Annotated in this window: 18 protein-coding genes and 4 tRNA genes; 7 read left to right on the top strand and 15 right to left on the bottom strand. The window is 63.5% G+C overall.

Annotated features, from left to right (window positions below; translation table 11 throughout):
• Positions 1-535: 535 nt before the first annotated feature.
• The 9 genes from MJ122_RS24325 to MJ122_RS24285 all read right to left on the bottom strand — a co-directional run bounded on the left by MJ122_RS24325 (position 536) and on the right by MJ122_RS24285 (position 7,886).
• Entirely contained in the window at positions 536-1,915 is a 1,380-nt protein-coding gene (locus tag MJ122_RS24325) for a TolC family outer membrane protein (protein WP_239746309.1), read from the bottom strand.
• Positions 1,916-1,917: 2 nt separating this feature from the next.
• Positions 1,918-3,231, bottom strand: a complete 1,314-nt coding sequence (locus MJ122_RS24320; protein WP_239746308.1) for an HlyD family type I secretion periplasmic adaptor subunit — start codon at positions 3,229-3,231, stop codon at positions 1,918-1,920.
• Complete coding sequence (locus MJ122_RS24315) at positions 3,212-4,987, bottom strand: type I secretion system permease/ATPase (RefSeq protein ID WP_239746307.1); 1,776 nt, start codon at positions 4,985-4,987, stop codon at positions 3,212-3,214. Before MJ122_RS24315 ends, MJ122_RS24320 begins: the two co-directional genes overlap by 20 nt.
• A 312-nt stretch (positions 4,988-5,299) precedes the next feature.
• Positions 5,300-6,337 (bottom strand): TerC/Alx family metal homeostasis membrane protein, encoded by a 1,038-nt coding sequence (locus MJ122_RS24310; RefSeq protein WP_239746306.1) that lies wholly within the window; start codon positions 6,335-6,337, stop codon positions 5,300-5,302.
• A gap of 54 nt (positions 6,338-6,391) precedes the next feature.
• Complete coding sequence (locus tag MJ122_RS24305; RefSeq protein WP_239746305.1) at positions 6,392-7,093, bottom strand: HAD-IB family phosphatase; 702 nt, start codon at positions 7,091-7,093, stop codon at positions 6,392-6,394.
• A 328-nt stretch (positions 7,094-7,421) separates the two neighbouring features.
• Positions 7,422-7,497: transfer RNA gene (locus MJ122_RS24300), tRNA-Gly, on the bottom strand.
• A 75-nt stretch (positions 7,498-7,572) separates the two neighbouring features.
• Positions 7,573-7,648, bottom strand: a tRNA-Gly gene (locus tag MJ122_RS24295).
• Between the two features lie 84 nt (positions 7,649-7,732).
• Positions 7,733-7,808, bottom strand: a tRNA-Gly gene (locus MJ122_RS24290).
• Positions 7,809-7,810: 2 nt separating this feature from the next.
• Positions 7,811-7,886, bottom strand: a tRNA-Glu gene (locus MJ122_RS24285).
• A 216-nt stretch (positions 7,887-8,102) separates the two neighbouring features.
• On the opposite strand from MJ122_RS24285, the gene MJ122_RS24280 reads away from it, so the two are divergent.
• Positions 8,103-8,873 carry a hypothetical protein gene (locus tag MJ122_RS24280; protein WP_239746304.1) on the top strand — a complete coding sequence of 257 codons (771 nt, stop codon included), beginning with the start codon at positions 8,103-8,105 and terminating at the stop codon, positions 8,871-8,873.
• Positions 8,874-8,921: 48 nt separating this feature from the next.
• The gene (locus tag MJ122_RS24275) at positions 8,922-9,584 is read left to right on the top strand and encodes a glutathione S-transferase family protein (RefSeq protein WP_239746303.1); all 663 of its coding nucleotides are present in this window, start codon (positions 8,922-8,924) and stop codon (positions 9,582-9,584) included.
• Positions 9,585-9,780: 196 nt separating this feature from the next.
• Here MJ122_RS24275 and MJ122_RS24270 read toward each other — a convergent pair whose 3' ends face one another.
• Both MJ122_RS24270 and MJ122_RS24265 read right to left on the bottom strand, forming a co-directional pair.
• Positions 9,781-10,263 carry a GAF domain-containing protein gene (locus MJ122_RS24270; RefSeq protein ID WP_239746302.1) on the bottom strand — a complete coding sequence of 161 codons (483 nt, stop codon included), beginning with the start codon at positions 10,261-10,263 and terminating at the stop codon, positions 9,781-9,783.
• On the bottom strand, positions 10,260-11,156 hold the full coding sequence (locus MJ122_RS24265; RefSeq protein ID WP_088417003.1) for an ATP-binding protein: 897 nt from the start codon (positions 11,154-11,156) through the stop codon (positions 10,260-10,262). Before MJ122_RS24265 ends, MJ122_RS24270 begins: the two co-directional genes overlap by 4 nt.
• A 153-nt stretch (positions 11,157-11,309) precedes the next feature.
• Here MJ122_RS24265 and MJ122_RS24260 point away from each other — a divergent pair, with 153 nt between their 5' ends.
• The gene (locus MJ122_RS24260; RefSeq protein ID WP_239746301.1) at positions 11,310-13,646 is read left to right on the top strand and encodes an ATP-binding protein; all 2,337 of its coding nucleotides are present in this window, start codon (positions 11,310-11,312) and stop codon (positions 13,644-13,646) included.
• Between the two features lies 1 nt (position 13,647).
• Here MJ122_RS24260 and MJ122_RS24255 read toward each other — a convergent pair whose 3' ends face one another.
• The 3 genes from MJ122_RS24255 to msrB form a co-directional block, all read right to left on the bottom strand.
• A complete protein-coding gene (locus tag MJ122_RS24255) occupies positions 13,648-14,118 on the bottom strand; it encodes a MarR family transcriptional regulator (RefSeq protein WP_239746300.1) in 471 nt (156 codons plus the stop codon).
• Positions 14,118-14,600: a glutathione peroxidase gene (locus MJ122_RS24250; RefSeq protein WP_239746299.1), complete on the bottom strand. Its 483-nt coding sequence runs from the start codon at positions 14,598-14,600 to the stop codon at positions 14,118-14,120. The genes MJ122_RS24255 and MJ122_RS24250 overlap by 1 nt, the downstream gene beginning before the upstream one ends.
• A 142-nt stretch (positions 14,601-14,742) precedes the next feature.
• Positions 14,743-15,138, bottom strand: coding sequence for a peptide-methionine (R)-S-oxide reductase MsrB (msrB, locus tag MJ122_RS24245; RefSeq protein WP_017516978.1), 396 nt, complete (start codon positions 15,136-15,138; stop codon positions 14,743-14,745).
• Positions 15,139-15,430: 292 nt separating this feature from the next.
• On the opposite strand from msrB, the gene MJ122_RS24240 reads away from it, so the two are divergent.
• The 3 genes from MJ122_RS24240 (at position 15,431) to htpX (ending at position 18,159) form a co-directional block, all read left to right on the top strand.
• Positions 15,431-16,642 carry a pyridoxal phosphate-dependent aminotransferase gene (locus MJ122_RS24240; RefSeq protein ID WP_024766955.1) on the top strand — a complete coding sequence of 404 codons (1,212 nt, stop codon included), beginning with the start codon at positions 15,431-15,433 and terminating at the stop codon, positions 16,640-16,642.
• Between the two features lie 28 nt (positions 16,643-16,670).
• Positions 16,671-17,111 (top strand): hypothetical protein, encoded by a 441-nt coding sequence (locus MJ122_RS24235; protein WP_088416999.1) that lies wholly within the window; start codon positions 16,671-16,673, stop codon positions 17,109-17,111.
• Positions 17,112-17,283: 172 nt separating this feature from the next.
• Positions 17,284-18,159, top strand: coding sequence for a protease HtpX (htpX, locus tag MJ122_RS24230; protein WP_239746298.1), 876 nt, complete (start codon positions 17,284-17,286; stop codon positions 18,157-18,159).
• 55 nt (positions 18,160-18,214) lie between these two features.
• On the opposite strand, the gene MJ122_RS24225 is transcribed toward htpX, so the two are convergent.
• On the bottom strand, positions 18,215-18,871 hold the full coding sequence (locus MJ122_RS24225; protein ID WP_239746297.1) for a thiopurine S-methyltransferase: 657 nt from the start codon (positions 18,869-18,871) through the stop codon (positions 18,215-18,217).
• Positions 18,872-19,340: 469 nt separating this feature from the next.
• Here MJ122_RS24225 and MJ122_RS24220 point away from each other — a divergent pair, with 469 nt between their 5' ends.
• Complete coding sequence (locus MJ122_RS24220) at positions 19,341-20,111, top strand: class III extradiol ring-cleavage dioxygenase (RefSeq protein WP_239746296.1); 771 nt, start codon at positions 19,341-19,343, stop codon at positions 20,109-20,111.
• Positions 20,112-20,155 lie beyond the last annotated feature (44 nt).

The raw sequence follows: 20,155 nt of genomic DNA, 5'->3' as shown, positions 1-20,155 counted from the left end.
GCCCGTAGCCGGCGGATGGAGACTTCTCTGGCGAGAACATGCCTTTTACCCGCTGGGGCCGGTGGGGTTCCGCAAGAGCGGAACAACCCATCGAGGCGGCATCAATACGAGTGCCCATCAACACGTTGCACATGATTCCGTGCTCCCTCGACCGGTCACCTGAGTCTAGGTCAGGCCGGTCCTCTACCCGCTTGGCCACCCGTCGACCAGCGGTTCGATTTCGTGGCAGGCGATGCGCTGCGCCACACCTGCCGAAACTCGCCACTTCCCGGAAATCAAACGCTTGCAACCAACAGCGGCACTCGGAATGAGCCTTTCCATCACAGCGGGATTCGTCAATTAAACGACGAATGGCTGGGGAAAAATTACAATAAGGACGATCTCGTCAAAATATCGTCAAGATCGCCGCTCCAACCCGGCGTGGCAGCAGGAAGACGACGGCCGGCACCGGCGCGCGCCGGCTTGCCGAAAGCGCTCGCACCATCGAACGATGAGGGTAGGGAACGCGAGGGCGCGAGAGCGCCCTGCGGGAGTGTCAGGGACGCGGAAGAGCCTCGCTGGAAGCGCGGGCGCTGAGCCAGCCATTCACGCTCTGAACGCTCTCGATCGGCGGCCTGCCCGCCCAGCGATTCAGGGTGAAGACGTTGCTGAGAAACTCGTACTGGGTCTTGAGCAGATCCCGGCGGGCGCGGAATTCGTTGCGCACTGCGGCAAGTACGTCCACTGCGTTGACCATGCCATAGCCCAGCGCCTTTTCCGCCGACTCGCGCGACTTGTGCGCCGAGACCAGAGCCAGTCGGTTGGCCTGGATCTTCTCGCCATTGGAGTTGGCCGTCAGGTAGGCGCTGGTGATCTCCTTGACCACCCGGCGACGGATTTCCTCCAGTTGCTCCTCTGCCACCAGTTGGTCCTGGTACAGCCCGCGCACCCGCGCCGAGGTCGAGCCGCCGCTGTAGATCGGCACCTGCAGTCCGACGCCGGCAACATAACTGTCGGTCCGCGGCGCCAGGGAGTTGTTGTAGCCCTCGTTGGTCTGTTGCGCGCTGAGGTTCAGGCTCAGTGTCGGATAATGCCCGCCCTTGCCGCTGCGCAGCGCCGCTTCCGCTGCATCGACGCCGCTCTGCCTGGCCTTGAGCGCTGGGTTCAGCGCGATGCCGTCACGCACCCAATCGTCAAGGCTCTGCTCCGACATCTGCAGGCGTACGTCATCGCGTACCCGACTGAGCCGCTCCTTCACCGGCCGACCCACTATTTCCGTCAACGCCTCGCGACTGATGGTCGCCTGGTTGCGCGCTTCCAGTTCCTGGGCCGCAAGCAGGTCCACGCGGGCCTGCAGATCGAGCTGGTCGGTCACCAGGGCCAGTTGCCGGGCGTACAGCGCATTGACCCGGTCCAGGCTTTCCTGGGTGGTGCGGCGCTCGGCAATCACCAGCTCCAGCTCATCCTCGGCCGCCAGTGCGGTGAAATAGCGCCGCGCCAGTTCCACGGTGGCCTCCGCCTGGGCGTCCAGCGCCTCGTTTTCCGACTGCACCGCCATGCTCTTGAACTTCTGGTAGTTCTCCCAGGCCGCCTTGTTGTAGAGGTACTGGCGCAGCACAAGGCTGTAGTTCTCGCTGTCGTAGCTCTCGTCGATCAGGTCGTTGCGCTGGTGGATCTGGTTGGTCCCGGCATTGAGCGACAGTTGTGGCAGCAGCACACCCATGGCTTCGCGCTGGTATTCCTTGCCCGCCTGCGCGTGGGCGTAGGACGCCAGAATCTGCGGGTCCTCCAGCCGCGCCTCATGGTACAGGCGCAGCAGGTCGGTGGCGTCCTGCGCCACGCCAACACCCGTGGGCGCCGCCGTGTAGGTCTGCGCCAGCGCGCAACTCGACGCCAGCGTCAGCACCCCCGCCAGCCAGAAGGTTGATGCATCCATGGTCATTCCTCGATCATCGATTGGGAAAGGGCGTTGCGCGCCGGCTGCATCAGATACTGCAACAGGGTGCGCTGCCCGGTGATGATCAGCACGTCAGCCGGCATGCCCGGCAGCAACTTTCGCTCGCCCAGCGTGCGAGCCCCTTTTTCGGTGACGCGGACCCGCGTGAGGTAATAGGCAGCGTTGGTCTTCTCGTTGACCAGGCGATCCGCCGAGACGTTGATGACCTCGCCTTCGATCACCGGCGTGGTCGCACTGTTGAAGGCGCTGAAGCGAATGTCCGCGCGCTTGCCGATGGCCACGCGGTCGATGTCCACCGGCGGAACCTGGGCCTCGATCACCAGTTCTGACACCGAGGGCACTATGTCCAGCAACGGCGTCGCCGGACGCACCACACCGCCGACGGTATGCACCGTCATGCCGATCACCATGCCCGCGTCCGGCGCCCGGATGACGATGCGTCCCAGCCGGTCCTCGAGCGACGAACGCTTCTCCTGCAGGTCATAGATGCGCGTCTGCACCTCGGCCAGCTGTTTGGCGACTTCGGCACTGAAATCCTTGTCGATCTGCAGGATCTGCAGCTGCGTTTCGTTGATCTGCAAGCGCGTGCGGTTGATGGTGGAACGGTGATCGGCGATTTCCGCGCGAATCATCTGCAGCTTGCGCTGCTGTTCCAGCAGGCGCTGCTTGTCGACGTAGCCTTGCTTGAGCAGGTCGGACAACTCACCGATTTCGCCGCCGTAGGAGTTCGCCAGCTGGCCCTTGGCACCGATCATCGATTGCAGCCCGTCGATCTGCTGGTTCAACTGGCCGATGCGCTCGCGCAGCACGGATATCTGCCCCTGCCGCGATCCCTGGCGGGCATTGAAGACCTGGGTTTCGCTCTGCCGCGCCTCCTCGCCGCGCGGACTGGCGAAGTCGCCAACCCCTTCGAAGTCGATGGCTGCACGCGAGTCGCGCTCGGCTTTGAGCCGCGCCTCCATCGCCTCGGCGGCGATCAGTTGGCTGCGGGTCATCTCGTATTCGAATCGCAGCTGGGCATCGTCAAGCACGATCAATGGGGCGTCGCGTTTGACGATGTCGCCATCATGCGCCAGCACTTCCTTGACGATGCCGCCTTCGGGATGCTGCACCGTCTTGCGGTAGGCCTGCACGGTCACCACGCCGGGCGCATAGACGGCGCCGTCCAGCGGGGCGAACGCCGCCCAGGTGCCGAACAGCCCGAAGGTCACCGCAACGATAGCCAACCCCAGACGGCGGACCTTGAGGTCCGACAAAGGCAGGTCGGCGAAGCTCTCAATGGGGTGACTGGGCATCGGCGTCATCCTTGTGGGTATCCACCGGAGCGATGCTCGCGCCCGCCGGCTTCGGGCGCTGCGGCACCTGTGGCGGCTGCCTGGCGGTGAGCTCGGCGAGCACCTGGTCACGCGGTCCGTAGAGCGTCACGGTGCCGTCGTTCATCAGCATCAGCCGGTCGAGCTGGGAAACGAGGTTGGTGCGGTGGGTGATGACGAAAACAGTCGCGCCGCTCTGCTTGAGCTGGTGGATGGCAGCGGCCAGGGCGCGATCACCGATGTCGTCGAGGTTGGAATTGGGTTCGTCGAGCACGATCAGCCTCGGGCTGCCATACAGTGCACGAGCCAGGCCGATACGCTGGCGCTGCCCACCCGAGAGCATCAGCCCTTCGCTGCCGATGACGGTGTCGTAGCCGTCCGGCAGCAACAGGATCATCTCGTGGACCCCGGCGATTTTCGCCGCCTGGATGACCTTCTCCGATTCCACCTCGGCGAAGCGGGCGATGTTCTCGCCGACGGTGCCCTCGAACAGTTCGATGTCCTGGGGCAGATAGCCGATGTGCGGGCCGAGGTCGTGCTTGTTCCAGGTACTGATGTCCGCACCGTCCAGGCGAACGACCCCGTGCAATGGCGGCCATACGCCCATCAGCGCCCGCACCAGGGTGGACTTCCCTGCTGCGCTCGGCCCGATGATGCCCACCACGCAACCGGCGGGCACGCTGAAACTGATGTTCTTGATGATCGGTGTCGTCGAGCCCGGCGCCGTCACTACCAGGTTCTCCACCTGGATATGCCCCTGGGGGGCCGGCAGCGGCATGCGCTGGGGTTGTGCCTGGAGCTTTTCGAGGATGTCGTTCAAGCGGTTGTACTGCGAGCGGGCCGCGATGAAGCCCTTCCAACTGCCGATGATCAGGTCCAGCGGCGCCAGCGCCCGGCCGAGCAGGACGGCACCGGCGAAGACCATCCCCGGCCCGACCTGATGATCCACCGCGAGATAAGCGCCCAGCCCGAGCACCAGAGACTGCACCAGCAGGCGAAAGGTGCGGGAAAGCGTGCTGATCACCGCCCCCTTGTCACTGGCCAGCGATTGCAGCAACAGCACGCTGCGCTGCCGGCTTCCCCAACGGTCCATCAGGGTTTCCAGCATGCCCATGGACTCGATGACTTCGGCGTTGCGCAGGTTCTTGGTGGTCTGGAGCGTCGCCGCGATGTGTTCCTTGTTGGCCTGCGCCAGGGCCGGCGCGGTCACCTTCTCGTTGACCACGGCAAGCACCAGCAACAGCACGGCACTGCCCACCGCCACCCAGCCCAGCCAGGGGTGGAACATGAACATCACCGCGATATAGATAGGCAGCCAGGGCGCATCGAAGAAGGCGAACAGGCCGCTGCCGGCAAGGAACTGGCGCAGGCCGGTCAGGTCGTTGAGAGGCTGGGCCGAAGCGTCCATCCCGCCACTGTGCAGCGCCCTTTTGAAACTGGCCTTGTAGACCTGGCGGCTGAGCAGCACATCGAGCCGCGTACTCACCCGCACCAGGATGCGCGAGCGGACCCATTCCAGGGACCCGAGCGTGATCACCAGCAGCGTCATGATCAGCGTCAGCATGGTCAGCGTGGTCAGGCTGCCGCTGGTGATCACCCGGCCGTAGACCTGCAGCATGTAGAAGGTCGGCACCAGCATCAGTGCGTTGATGAACAGGCTGAAAAAACCTACGAACAGGAAACTTTCGCGACAGGCCCGCAGTGCGCTTCGGAGGTTCTCCACGGGAATATTTCGCATGCAAACCTCTGATCGCGAGACCGACCTGAGTGGAGCTTAGATCAAGGAAATTGCCGATGTGCGGCCAATGGCCATGTCACTGGCGACGGCGGTTGCAGTCCGTGAAAAACTTGTGAAAATCCCTGTCGTCCAAGGCGTTTTCGCGCCCGCGCCACCTTCCCCGGAGGGCTCTGGGACAGGGTTTTCGCGGCGTGCTCGAGCGCCCGGCGTGTCCTTTGAAAATTCCGATCACCGGTTCGCCTCAGCGCAACCGCCGGCCACGAAAAAAAGCCCGCGGCGAGGCGGGCTTTTCCTGACTCAAGCGAAATCGCGCTAGCGCTCGGAAACGTCGCCGGCGTCGTCCTCCGTGCCGGGGAACAACAGACTGGCAAGGATGCCCAGCGCCAGCACCACCAGCACCACGACCAGGCTGGTATTGGCGTCGATACCGATGCCGTGGTGGAAAAGGTGGTCCGTCGCGTTCAAGCCGAGCTTCGCGGCGATGAAGAACAGCAGCACCACAACGGCCTTTTCCAGGTGGACCAGATAGCGCTTGAGCGCCTCGAGCACGAAGTACAGCGTACGCAGCCCAAGAATGGCGAACAGCATGGCGGAATAGACAATCAGCGGCTCGCGGCTGACGGCGATCACGGCCGGCACCGAATCGAAGGCGAACAACATGTCAGACACCTCGACCACCACCAGGCAGAGGAACAAAGGGGTAGCGAACAGCGCGCCCTTGGCCAGGCTGACGCCCTTGTCCTCCGGCTTGCGCAGTTCAGTCTCGAGCTGCTTGCGAGCGATGAAGAAACGACCACCGACCAGCTTCGGCCAGACGGGGAACAACCTGCTGGCAAAGCGGTAGGCCAGGTGCTTGGAGTAGTCCTCCTCCTCGTCATCCTCATCGCCGCCCTTGAGCATCATCACGCCGGTCCAGGCCACGATCAGGGCGAAGACGATCTCGACCCAGGGCCCGAATGCCAGCAGGCCGGTACCGATGGCCACGAAGATGGCGCGGAACACGATGGCGCCGAGGATGCCCCAGTACAACACCCGGTGGCGCAGGCCGTCCGGCACCTTGAACCAGGCGAAGATGGCGATGAAGACGAACAGGTTGTCGACGCTCAGCACCTTTTCCAGGGCGTAGCCGGTCAAGAACAGGCTGGCGACCTGGGCGCCGTGCTGGATATAGAGGAAGCCGGCGAAGCCCAGAGAGACTGCTACCCAGAAGAGCGACCAGAGGGCCGCACTCGTCAGCGAAATGGGCTTGTTGTCCCGGTGGGTCGCCATGTCCAGCAACAGGGCGGCCAAGGCCAGCCCGACGAATACCGCCATTGTCAGCGGGGGAAAACCCAGGTGTGTCTGTTCCACGATTGCAGCTCTCGAAAAGTAGTGTCGGCCAGAGCGATCCGGCCATGGACCGGATCAGATGCCCGGGCGGATCGGGTCGGATGTGCACCGCCACGAGGGATGAAATGCTCGCCAATGCGGGTCCTGGGCCGCACACAACAACGCATGATCGCCCTGGGTATCGCCCCAGGCGCGCAGCCGGTAGCCCGTCAACGGGCCGTACTTCGCCTGCAGGCGCAGCACCTTGTTTTCGGCGCGACAGTTGCCGCCGAGGATGCGTCCGCTGAGTCGGCCATCGATGACTTCCAACTCAGTGGCGATCAGGCCGACCCCCAGGCGCTCGGCAAAAGGCCGCAACAGCAGATCCGGGGAAGCCGAGCAGAGAGTCACTTCGGCACCTGAGCGCAACTCCGTCGCCACGCCGCGCACCCCTGCGGGGCGCAGCAGATAGCCCCAGATGCACCGGCAATAGGCTTCCGCTCGGGCCTCCAGCCATTGCGCATCGACGCCCTGCAGGAAGACCGCGACCAGACGCGCCTTCAATTCATCGCGACGGGTTCGGCGCAAGAGGAATGCCAGGCCAGGGAGTAGCATGGCTCCCAGGCGCCATAGAAAGCCAAAAGTGCCAAAGGCGAACCAAAGGAACGGCAGAAAGCTGTCATGCCGGGTCAGGGTGCCGTCGAAATCGAACACCGACAGGACATTGACCGCGTCATCCTGATCCTCTGCGCTTGGCGGCAATTGGGCCGCTTTCAAATGACTGCGCAACTTCGGCATCTGTGCATCAACCCCATCACGACAAGCTCCACGAATGCCCGTCCACTTCGCTGGAGAGCTTCATGAATGGGCCCCACTCCATCGCACGGCGATGAGCGCTGGCATTCTCGGGTGCCTGTTCGGGGCGACAAACGGGATTCTCCTCAGGGCTGCGTCAGAATCTTCTTCAATGCAGGCACACGACGGCTTTCGCAGGGAGGCCGCGAAAAGCCTGGCAGTCGGGAGAGAAAGGCAGGTAGCGCAGTGGCGGGGAAGGCGAGGAACAACGAGGGGCAAACTTTTCGCCGCACAAACGAAAACGCCGCCCTGATGGGCGGCGTTTCGATTCTGGAGCGGGAAACGAGACTCGAACTCGCGACCCCGACCTTGGCAAGGTCGTGCTCTACCAACTGAGCTATTCCCGCATCAACTTGCTGTAACCGTCAGCGTTCGCTGGAGGTTTAACGAAAACGCCGTCCTGATGGACGGCGCTTCGATTCTGGAGCGGGAAACGAGACTCGAACTCGCGACCCCGACCTTGGCAAGGTCGTGCTCTACCAACTGAGCTATTCCCGCAGCAACCTGTTGCAACCTTCAGCTTTCGCCGAAGGGTAACGCCATTTCATCTTTCGCTCACCGCCTTGGCGATGATCGAGAATCTGGAGCGGGAAACGAGACTCGAACTCGCGACCCCGACCTTGGCAAGGTCGTGCTCTACCAACTGAGCTATTCCCGCAATGGCGTCCCCTAGGGGACTCGAACCCCTGTTACCGCCGTGAAAGGGCGGTGTCCTAGGCCACTAGACGAAGGGGACGCGGCCCGGAACTTAACATCTTTCCGCCTTCGTCGCTCCGGCATTTCTGCGTTTCGCGTCGAAGTGGCGCGCATTCTAGGGAGGCTTTGGAGGGTCGTCAACCCTTCAAAGAAATTTTTTTTAAATCAAAGACTTCTGAGTAAAAACTGAGCTGCCGCTATCAGCGGTATCACTAAGACATTACACTCGCGGAAAAAGCATCCGGAGCACTCCACGGTGTCGCCAATCGTCATTACGGTCCTGGTTCTCGTCGGTATCGCCCTGCTGGTCGCCATCGGCTACATCAATCACCTGGTGGAGAACCGCAAGCTTGAGCAGGCTCGTCTGAAGGCCGATCTGTCAGATCGCTGCCGGCGCTGCGCCGATGTCTCCGAGTCCCTGCCCGGCCAGTTCATGTCGCCGGCGCTGAAGTTGCTGCTCAGCGGCTTCGAGCTGAAGCTCAGCGAACGCCTGCTCGCGGTCGACAAGCAGAACACCGCGCTCAGGCAGCGCCTGGAAGAGCTGCGCGGCCTGGTAGCCAAGGGAGAAAGCATCCCGGTGAAGAATGCGCCGCAGCCGATCCTCACCGAAGCCAAGGCCAAGGACGTGCGCTTCCTTTTCGAAGCGTTGCACGCCCAGCTCACCCGCTGCGCCCAGGACAACATGCTGCCGCAGGCCGAAGCGAAGAAGTGGGTGAAGGAAATCCGCCATCTGCTCACCCTCCTCCATATAGAGTTCTTCGGCAACCTGGGCCAGCAGGCGCTGCAGCAGGGCCAGCCCCGGCAGGCCCGCCTGGCTTTCGAGCGCGGCGCGCAGTACCTGCAGAAGCAGCCGGAAATCGGCCGCTACCAGGCGCAGCTCAAGCACATGGAAGCCCAACTGGCCCATGCCAACGCCCTGGTGCTGGAAACCTCCCAGCCCGTACCGGACGAACCCAGCGAACTGGGCGACGGCCTCAAGGCACTGGACGAAGACGATATCTGGAAGAAGAAGAACCTTTACGACTGATCCATCGTCGAACCAAAACCCCGGCCACCTTTGCCCCAGGAGCCTTGCATGAGCCTCGTCGTCTTCGGCGCCCCGCTGTCCCCCTTCGTTCGCAAAGTCCGCCTGTTCGCGGCCGAGAAAGGCTTCGACTACCAGCTGGAGAACGTCAACCCGTTCAACCAGCCCGACTGGTACCGCGAACTGAACCCGCTGCGCCGCGTGCCGGCGATCCGCGACGGCGATTTCACCCTCGCCGACTCCAGCGTCATCTGCCACTACCTGGAAGACCGCGACCCGCAACGCGCCCCGCTGTGCGGCTCGGGCGCCGAATCCCGCGCGCGGATCAACTGGCTGGAAAAATACGCCGACTATGAGCTGGCCCCGCTGACCACCTTCACCGTATTCCGCAATCGTCTGCTCAAACCGCTGATGGGCAAGGTCTGCGATGAAGTGGCCGTAAAAGGCGCCATGCAGGAAAAGCTTCCGGAGCACTTCGATTACCTGGAGAAGTGCCTGGGCGAACAGCAGTGGTTCGTCGACGACCGCTTCAGCCTCGCCGACATCGCCATTGCCTGCCAGCTGGTGAACCTGCGCCACGGCGAGGAAGCGCTGGATGCCCAGCGCTGGCCGAGGCTGGCTGCGCATTTCGAGCGCACCCTGGCCCGCCCTGCCCTGGCCGAGATCGTCCAGGGCGAATTGCAGATCATCGCCAAGATCATGGCCAAGCGCTGAGCCAATCCCACGTCCGCGCAGCTATATCCCGGGGCGGATAACGCCGACGGCGGTATCCGCTCCTGCTGGGACTGCGCGGTGTTGCAGAGGGAGTAGGAGCGGACTCCGTCCGCGATGGGTTCGCATTGCTCCGGCCACCCGCGCGACCCCATGAAAAAGCCCCGCCGAGGCGGGTCTTTTGCTTACCCGCACACCCTCAGCAGTCGGACAGGCGCAGGAATATCTCCGCCAGCCGCTCGATGCCGGCCTGGTCCTGCGCGCTGAAACGGCCAACCTTCGGGCTGTCCAGGTCCAGCACGCCGATCAGGCGGCCGTCCTTCACCAGCGGCACCACCAGTTCGCTGTTGGAGGCGCTGTCGCAGGCAATGTGGCCGGGGAAGGCATGCACATCTTCCACACGCTGGGTTTCACGGGTACGCGCCGCCGCACCGCACACGCCCTTGCTGAAGGGAATGCGCACGCAGGCGACCTTGCCCTGGAAGGGGCCGAGCACCAGTTCTTCATTGCGGTTCAGGTAGAAACCGGCCCAATTCAGGTCCGCCAGCTCGTTGAACAGGAACGCGGAAAACTGCGAGGCATTGGCGATGAAGTCGCGCTCGTCGGCGAACAGCGACTCCGCCTGGGCGGCGAGCAGCGCATAGCCGTCAAGGCCGGCGTCGGCCTGTTGCAGATCGATCATGGGGTTTCTCCTTCCAGCAATTGTCGGCCCACCCAGTAGCGGGCGAATTGATAGGCACAACGGCCATTACGGTTGCCGCGCCCAAGCGCCCAGCGGATGGCTTCCTTCTCCAGTTCCTCGTTCCAGGCCCAGGCGCTGAGCCCGGACTTCTGCGCGAGCGCCTCGACCCAGTGGCGCACCACGCTGAGGAAATGCTCCTGAGTGAAGGGATAGAAGGACAGCCACAGGCCGAAGCGGTCGGACAGGGCGATCTTGTCTTCGACGGCCTCGTTGGGGTGCAACTCGCCGTCGACCATCTTCCAGTTCTCGTTGTCGCTCTGCTTTTCCGACACCAGATGGCGGCGATTGGACGTGGCATACAGCAGCACGTTGTCCGGCGCCTGTTCCAGCGAGCCGTCGAGTACGCTCTTGAGGACGCGGAAATCGCCCTCGCCCGCGTCGAACGACAAGTCATCGCAGAACAGCACGAAGCGTTGCGGCAGGCCCTGGATCTGCTCGACCACACGCGGCAGGTCGGCCAGGTGGTCGCGCTCGATCTCGATCAGACGCAGCCCCTCCCCGGCCAGCTCCGCCAACAGCGCGCGCACCAGAGAGGACTTGCCGGTGCCGCGGGCGCCCCATAGCAAAGCGTGATTGGCCGGCTGGCCGACCACGAACTGGCGGGTGTTGCGCTCCAGTTGCTCGCGCTGTCGATCGACGCCCAGCAGGTCGTCCAGGCGCAGGTCGAGGCTGACCTTCAGCGGCTGCAGGTAGCCGCTGCGGCCGTCACGGTGCCAGCGCGCCGCCAGGCTGTGCTGCCAGTCCACTGTTTCGCGGAGGGCAGGCAGCAAAGGCTCCAGGCGTGCCATCAGCGCTTCGGCGCGCACAAGAAAATCGTTCAGACGGGAATCCACGCGAGTCTCCAGGCTTTTCAGGGGAAAGTCTCCAGGCGCAACACTCGAGCGTCAGGCCTGGGAATTTCTTCGCCTTCGGGCTATCCCGACAGACGGTTCCGATGGGCTATGCTACGCCGCAGGAAAGCTTCTGCGAGGCGACACTCCGCAACCATGGATATTGCGCTCACACATCGCCTCTCGTTCAAGCAGGCCAGCCTGACGGTGCTGGTGGCGTTCATCCTGGGCACCTTGCTGAGCCTCATCCAGGTAGGCGTCGATTATGCCAGCCAGGACGCCTCCATCAATCGCGAAGTGCGCGCCCTGCTGGACGTCAGCCACAACCCTGCCGCACGCATCGCCTACAACATCGACGCCGAACTGGCCCAGGAACTGGTGGTAGGACTGCTGCGCTCGCCCGCGGTGATCCGCGCCGAGATCATCGATAACGCCAATGTGCCCCTGGCCAGCGCCGACCGGCCTCCGGCAGAAAGCCACCTGCGCGGCCTGAGCGATTTCCTTTTCGGCGAGCAGCGCACCTACGAGGAGCCGCTGTTCGTCGACCACGCCCCCGCCGAATCCCTTGGCGTTCTGCGCCTGGAGATCGACACCTTTGTCTTCGGCAACGACTTCCTGCGCCGCGCCGGGATGACCTTCCTCTCCGGCTTCGTGCGCAGCCTGATGCTCTCGCTGATCCTGCTGGTGCTCTTCTATGCGTTGCTGACCAAGCCGCTGGTGAGCCTGATCGAAGCCCTTTCCCGCCATGACCCGCGCTCGCCCTCGCGCCTGCGCCTGCCCTGCCCGCGTGGCCATGAGCGCGACGAGATCGGCGTGCTGGTGGAGGTCACCAATCGCCAGCTCAACCGCATTTCGGTGGAGATGGAACAGCGCCGCGAAGCCGAAGACCGCCTGACCCAGTACCTGGAAGAGCTGGAAAGCATAGTCGCGGCAAGAACGGCCGAACTGAAGGCAGCCAACGCGCGCCTGACCCTGTCCAACCAGGAACTGGAACAGGCGCGACAGACCGCCCTGGCCATGGCCCAGGCGCGCGGCAACTTCCTGGCCAACATGAGCCACGAAATCCGCACTCCGCTCAACGGCCTGCTGGGCATGCTGGGCCTGGCGCTGGACGGCCCGCTGACCGCCGAGCAGCGCCAGCAGCTGTCGATAGCCCACGACTCGGGCAAGGTGCTGGTGGAGCTGCTCAACGATGTGCTCGACCTGTCCAAGTTCGAGGCCGGCCAACTGGAACTGGAGCAGATTCCCTTCGACCTCGGCACCCTGGTGGAGGATACCGCCAGCCTGCTCTCGCAGAACGCAGGTCCCGCGGTGGAACTCACCTGCCTGATCAGCCCGCAACTGCCGGCACAGCTTTCCGGCGACCCGACGCGGGTGCGCCAGGTGGTCAGCAACCTGCTCTCCAACGCCCTCAAGTTCACCCGCTTCGGCCGCGTGGACGTGCGCGTCGAACCGCTGGGCACCGAAACCCGGGAGCAAGGTGTGCGCATCAGCGTGCGCGACACCGGTATCGGCGTGGCGCCCGAGGCCCTGCAGAAGATTTTCCAACCCTTCACCCAGGCCGATGCCGGTATCGCCCGCCAGTACGGCGGCACCGGGCTGGGACTGGCGCTCACGCGCAAGCTCTGCGAGGCGATGAAGGGCGAGCTGAGCGTCACCTCCGAGCCAGGCCTGGGCAGCGAGTTCATCGTCACCCTGCCCTTGCGGGCACTGGAGCCGTCACAACCGCTGGCGAAACTGCACGGCAAGCTCATCGTGCAATGTTCTGCCAGCAGCGGCCTGGCCGCGCTGCTGCAGAACTGGCTGCCGGAATGGGGCGTGGACTACCAGCGTCTGGAAATCGACGAGAGCCTCGCCGGCGTGGAACTGGACGCACTGCTGTCGGATTGCCCCGACTGCCTGGTGGTGCTGCGCCAGAACGTCACCAAGCCGGTGCTGCTGGTCACGGCCTACGGCAACTTCCTTGAGCCCGAACTGGCCCAGCGCCTCGCCCCCCTGCGGCAACTGGCGCGGCCGCTGTCCCGCGCGGTGCTCTACCAGGCGCTGAAGCAGGCCTTCGAGCATCAGCCGCTGCCCTCAGCGAAGCCCCCTGGCACCACCTCGCAGGAGCAGTTCTCCGCGCGCGTGCTGCTGGTGGAAGACAACCCCGTCAACCAACTGGTCGCACGCGGCCTTTTACAGAAGCTGGGTTGTCAGGTAGGCATCGCCATCAACGGCGAAGAGGCGCTGAAGCAACTCGACAGCAGCGAATTCGACCTGGTGCTGATGGACTGCAACATGCCAGTGATGGACGGTTACCAGGCTACCCGCGAAATCCGCGAGAGCGGCCGCTGGCCGGACTTGCCGGTGGTTGCCCTGACCGCCAACGCCCTGCCGGAGGAACGCGAGCGCTGCCGCGCCGCCGGCATGGACGACTACCTGGCCAAACCCTTCCACCGCGACGAGCTGGCAGCCATCCTCGAACGCTGGGCCGTCCCCCAGGCCCGCGGCTGATTCAGACGTCCAGTTTCGACAACTGCACCAGCAGGCTGTCCAGTTGCTCGCGCAGGCCATCGGTGACGCTCAGGTCGATGCCGCTGCGGCACAGTAGTTCCTCACGCAGCGGCAGCACCTTCTCGCGCAATGCCATCCCTTCCGCCGTCAGCCCCAGGTGTACTTCGCGCTCGTCATGCTGCGCCCGACGTCGCTGCACCAGGCCCAGCTGCTGCAGACGCTTGAGCAACGGCGTGAGGGTGCCCGAGTCGAGCATCAGGCGCTCACCGAGCGTCTTCACCGAAGGCTGCGGCGGCGGTTCGGCCTGCCACTCCCAGAGCACCAGCATCGCCAGGTACTGCGGGTAGGTCAGGCCAAGCGCCTCGAGCATCGGCCGATAGCCACGGATCACCGCGCGGGACACGGCATACAGGCGGAAGCACAGCTGGTTGTCCAGCTGCAGTTCGGCCGGCAGGGATACAGCGTCTTTCATCACAGCAGCGCTTCGATCTCGGCGGACAGTTGCTCGGGTTTGGTAGTCGGGGCGAAGCGCTTGACCACCAAGCCATCCTGGCCGATGAGGAACTTGGTGAAGTTCCACTTGATGCCCTGGCTGCCCAGCAGGCCGGGGGCGCGCTTCTTCAATTGCACATAGAGCGGGTGGGCCTCGGCGCCGTTGACGTCGATCTTCTTGAACAGCGGGAAGCTCACGCCGAAGTTCAGCTCGCAGAACTGGGTGATCTCCCCCTCGTTGCCCGGCTCCTGCTTGCCGAACTGGTTGCAGGGGAAACCGAGCACCACCAGGCCCTTGTCCTTGTACTGCCGCCAGAGCTTCTCCAGCCCCTTGTACTGCGGAGTGAAGCCGCACTGGCTGGCGGTGTTCACCACCAGCAGGGCCTTGCCGCCGAAGTCGGCGAGGGTCTTCTGTTCGCCCTTGATGGTGGTCACGGGAATGTTCAGCAGTGCATCGCTCATCGCAGATGGCTCCAGGGAAAGTGGGAAACCCAAGAGTAGTGATCAATTAAATTGCGTGCAATTCAATTGATCACGAATTACCCGGCCAAATGACACAACATCCAACCCTGCAAGAGCAGGCCCGCTCATTGCGGGCCTCGGGTCACTCCTTGGGCACCAGCTTCAAGGACGCCGAATTGATGCAGTAGCGCAGCCCGGTCGGCCGCGGACCGTCAGGGAAGACATGGCCCAGGTGCGCATCGCACTTGCCGCAGCGCACTTCAATGCGGTGCATGCCGTGGCTGAAGTCTTCCAGCTCCTTGACCACCTCGCCGTTCACCGGCTGGAAGTAGCTCGGCCAGCCGCTGCCGGAGTCGTACTTGGCGTCGGAGTCGAACAGCGCGGTGCCGCAGCACACGCAGTGGTAGATACCGGGCGTCTTGGTGTCGTGGTATTCGCCGGTGAACGCACGCTCGGTGCCGCCCAGCCGGCAGATGTGGAACTGCTCGTCGGTGAGTTCGTCACGCCAGGAATCCAGGGGCTTTTCCAGCTTTTCCATCGATCTGCCTCCATTAATGGAAAAAAGTGCCCGATGCCTCCTTTTCCGGGAATCGGGCCGCACGTATGATGCGCGTGGTTAACGTCACGTTCAGAATCTGCCGCACAGAGACATTCTCGCGATAGAAAAGCCTTAAAAGCTCTAATTTTTCGAGAATTCCACTGTTTTCCTGTCGATTTTCAGGGTCGACACCAGGGAAAAGCACTTCCGAACCACTCATTTGACGCCAGTCTGTCACCCGCGTTACAGCCTGCCAAGTCGCCGGCCGCGGACTATTTCGGAATCCCAGATCATGCAGGTCACCAAATCGAACAAGCTCGCCAACGTCTGCTACGACATTCGCGGGCCCGTGCTCAAGCACGCCAAACGCCTGGAAGAGGAAGGCCACCGCATCCTCAAGCTGAACATCGGCAACCCGGCGCCGTTCGGTTTCGAAGCGCCGGACGAAATCCTCCAGGACGTCATCCGCAACCTGCCCACTGCCCAGGGCTACAGCGACTCCAAGGGCCTGTTCAGCGCGCGCAAGGCGGTGATGCAGTACTACCAGCAGAAGCAGGTGGAAGGTGTCGGCATCGAGGACATCTACCTGGGCAACGGCGTGTCCGAGCTGATCGTCATGGCCCTGCAGGCACTGCTCAACAACGGTGACGAAGTGCTGATCCCGGCGCCCGACTACCCACTGTGGACCGCTTCGGTCGCCCTCTCCGGCGGCAAGCCGGTGCACTACCTGTGCGACGAACAGGCCGGCTGGTTCCCCGACGTCGCCGACATGAAGGCGAAGATCACCAGCAATACCAAGGCCCTGGTGCTGATCAATCCGAACAACCCCACCGGCGCGGTCTACTCGAAGGAAGTGCTGCTGGACATCGTCGAACTGGCGCGCCAGCACAACCTGGTGATCTTCTCCGACGAGATCTACGACAAGATCCTCTACGACGAGGCCCAGCACATCTCCACCGCCTCCCTGGCGCCGGACGTGCTCTGCCTGACCTTCAACGGCCTGTCCAAGTCCTACCGCGTGGCAGGCTTCCGCTCCGGCTGGATCGCCATTTCCGGTCCCAAGCACAAGGCGCAGAGCTACATCGAGGGCCTGGACATCCTGGCCAACATGCGCCTGTGCGCCAACGTGCCGAGCCAGCACGCGATCCAGACTGCGCTGGGCGGCTACCAGAGCATCAATGACCTGGTCCTGCCGGGCGGCCGCCTGCTGGAGCAGCGCAACCGCGCCTGGGAACTGCTCAACGACATTCCCGGCGTCAGCTGCGTCAAGCCCATGGGCGCGCTCTACGCCTTCCCGCGCATCGATCCGAAAGTCTGCCCGATCCACAACGACGAGAAGTTCGTCCTCGACCTGCTACTTTCCGAGAAGTTGCTCATCGTTCAAGGCACCGCTTTCAACTGGCCCTGGCCGGATCACTTCAGGGTGGTTACCCTGCCCCGTCTCGATGACCTGGAACAGGCCATCGGTCGCATCGGCAACTTCCTGAAAAGTTATCGCCAATAAATCATCGCCAATGAATCCCAGCGCATAAATGGACCTGCAGATCGACGACTTCTACAAGGACTGCGCCTGCGGCCTGCTGATGCTCTACCAGGCCTTCCCGCGCAAGATCGCCCTCTACGTCGAGGACCTGATCGGCCGGGAAGAGCCCGACGAGTTCGGCCTGCCCAGCACCCGCCATCAGAGTTGCCTGGGTGCGCTGCTGTGGCTGGCCGATGAAGGCTACCTGCGCTTCGAGGCAACCATTCGTTACGAAGCGCTGGACCAGGCAGTGCTCAGCGAAAAGGCCTTCATGCGCCTGACCCGCATCGTTCCCCACGCCGTGCGCGACGGCGAGGAACTGCCGCCCAGCGTGCGCCGCGACCAGGCCACGCTGGCCAACCAGCTGCGCGAGGCACTGGCGAGCCGGCACGGGGAACGCATCGCGCGACTGACCCGTCTACTCTTCGAGAGCGATTCGGGGCGCCTGTAACAGGGGCAAGCGACACAAGTTGAAATAGTCCCCGAGTTGAATCGCCTCGGGGCCAACCGTATATACCCCGCATACTATTCAGCGATCCCGTGCACGACTGTGCCCGGCGATCCGGAAAGCCGCGTTCCCATGCGGTTTTCGCCCATGTCACCGTGAGGAGAAGCTTTACGCCATGATGCGCATCCTGTTGTTCCTGGCCACCAACCTGGCAGTTCTGGTGATCGCCAGCATCACCCTGAAACTGCTCGGCGTGGACCGTTTCACCGGCCAGAATTACGGTAGCCTTCTGATTTTCTGTGCCGTCTTCGGCTTCGCCGGCTCCCTGGTCTCGCTGTTCATCTCCAAGTGGATGGCGAAGATGAGCACCGGCACCGAGATCATCAGCCAGCCGCGCACCCGCCACGAACAGTGGCTGCTGCAGACCGTGGAAGAGCTGTCCCGCGAGGCCGGCATCAAGATGCCGGAAGTGGGTATCTTCCCCGCCTACGAAGCCAACGCCTTCGCCACCGGCTGGAACAAGAACGACGCATTGGTTGCGGTCAGCCAGGGCCTGCTGGAGCGCTTCTCCCCTGAAGAAGTGAAAGCCGTGCTGGCCCACGAGATCGGCCACGTGGCCAACGGCGACATGGTCACCCTCGCACTGATCCAGGGCGTGGTGAACACCTTCGTGATGTTCTTCGCGCGCATCTTCGGCAACTTCGTCGACAAGGTGATCCTGAAGAACGAAGACGGCCCGGGTATCGGCTACTTTGTCGCAACCATCTTCGCCGAACTGGTCCTGGGCATCCTCGCCAGCATCATCGTCATGTGGTTCTCGCGCAAGCGCGAATACCGTGCGGACGAAGCCGGCGCCCGCCTGGCCAGCAACGGCGCGATGATCGCTGCCCTGCAACGCCTGCGCGCCGAACAGGGTGTGCCGGTGCAGATGCCCGACTCCCTGCAGGCCTTCGGCATCAACGGCAACCTCAAGCATGGCCTCGCCGGCCTGTTCATGAGCCACCCGCCGCTGGAAGACCGCATCGAAGCCCTGCGCGCCGCCGGCCGCTAAACTTCAAGGCGAAAAAAAGGGCGACCCTCGGGTCGCCCTTTCTCTTGCCTGCGATTCAGCCGCGACGCAGCGTAAATACCACTTCATCCAGATGGCTGACGCCGCGCTTGAGGAACTTCGGATTCTCCGCCAGCACATCCAGACGCTCGACCTCTCCCACTTCCCAACCTTCGACGAAGAGCTCGCGAACCTCGGCGGCCAGCACGGCGAAAGGCGGGCCATCCATCTGCGCCTGCGGATACTCCAGCGTCACCACGAGGCCGCGCACGGGGTTCGGCAGGATGCGCTGCAGGTGCGCGGCGTAGTCGGCTCGCAGGTCCGGCGGCAAGGCGATCAGCGCCGCACGGTCATACAACCCACCGCAACCGGCCACCTGCTTAGCCGTGACGTCGAAGAAATCACCCTGGAGAATCTCCAGGCGCTCGTAGCTGTATCGGCGCAGCGCGCCCTCCTCGGTAATCTGCGGTACGACACCCAGCTCAGCGAAGAAGTCGACGGCGGCGCGTTCGGCCAACTCGACGCCCAGCACGCGATACCCCCATTGCGCCAGCCAGAGCATGTCCAGGCTCTTGCCGCACAGTGGCACCAGCACCTGCGATTCCTCGGGCAGGCCCAGGTTAGGCCAGTGCCGTTGCAGGCCGGGATTCACCGATTGCTGATGGAAACCGATTTCATTGCGCGCCCAGCGCGACTGCCAGAATTCATGCTGCATAGATCACCCAATCAAGCATTGTGCAACGAGCGCAACAGCGGACAGCGCCACCACACACCATAGCGCGCGAGCCGACCTTCTACGCCCTTCTCCGACTTCGAGTATCTTCAAGCGCACCTGACCGTCACGGACACGTTGCACACAGATCTGGGTACCGTCCTCCAGGCAGAGGCAGTCGCCGATCTCGAGCTCCAGGACCTGTTCAACTTGCTGCATAGCCGAATTCGCCATCTACTTCGGAAATTTCCGCAAACTCTAACGTATCGTCCGACGGACATCCCGCCAAAGCGCTTTATGGCGACCCGCTCCATGAGTCTGCAACCGAGTTGGCAATTCCGCAGCGAGGCATCTCAAGGGACATCGCATGAGCAGAGCAATCCAGAAAATAGATCATTACTGTCAAAAACCTATACTGGATTTCGATCTTTAGCCGCGTGAACATAGAGGCATTCCAGTAGCGAGGTTCGCCATGCTCCCTGCCCTGTTCATCTCCCACGGCTCTCCCATGCTGGCCCTGGACCCCGGCGCCAGCGACGCCCCCTTGAAGCGCCTGGCGCGCGAACTGCCACGCCCGAAGGCCATCCTGGTGGTCTCTGCCCACTGGGAAACCCCCGACCTGCGCGTAACCGCATCCTCCAAGCCGGACACCTGGCACGACTTCTACGGCTTCCCGTCCGAACTCTACGCCGTGCGGTACCCGGCCGCCGGCTCGCCGGAGCTGGCCCGGCGCGTCGTCGAGCTGCTGGCAGAAGATGGCCTGCCCGCCACCCTCGATGTCGAGCGACCGCTGGACCACGGCGCCTGGGTGCCGCTGAGCCTGATGTACCCGGACGCCGATATCCCGGTCGTCCAACTGTCCCTACCCAGCCGCCTCGGCGCGCCCATGCAGCACCGCATCGGCGCAGCCCTGCGTGCACTGCGCGGGGAAGGCGTGCTGCTGATCGGCTCTGGCAGCATCACTCACAATCTCGGCGAACTGGACTGGCACGCCGGCCCCGAGGTCATCACGCCCTGGGCCAAGGCGTTTCGCGACTGGATGGTGGAGCGCCTGGAAGCCAACGACGAAACCGCCCTGTTCGACTATCGCCGGCAGGCGCCAGATGCAGTGCGCAACCACCCGCGCGACGAACACCTGCTACCGCTGTACTTCGCCCGAGGGGCGGGCGGCTCGGCGATGACGGTGGAGCACGCCGGCTTTACCCTCGGCGCGCTGGGGATGGACATCTACCGCTTCGGCTGAGCGAACGGCTCTTCGCAGGAGAGCCCAGGGCAGACACCACTTGC

It is taken from the genome of Pseudomonas sp. DP-17, from assembly GCF_022380625.1.
Lineage (GTDB): Bacteria > Pseudomonadota > Gammaproteobacteria > Pseudomonadales > Pseudomonadaceae > Pseudomonas > Pseudomonas nitroreducens_A.
Note: the sequence above shows the minus strand (reverse complement) of the source record. Positions and strands in the feature narration are given on the sequence as shown.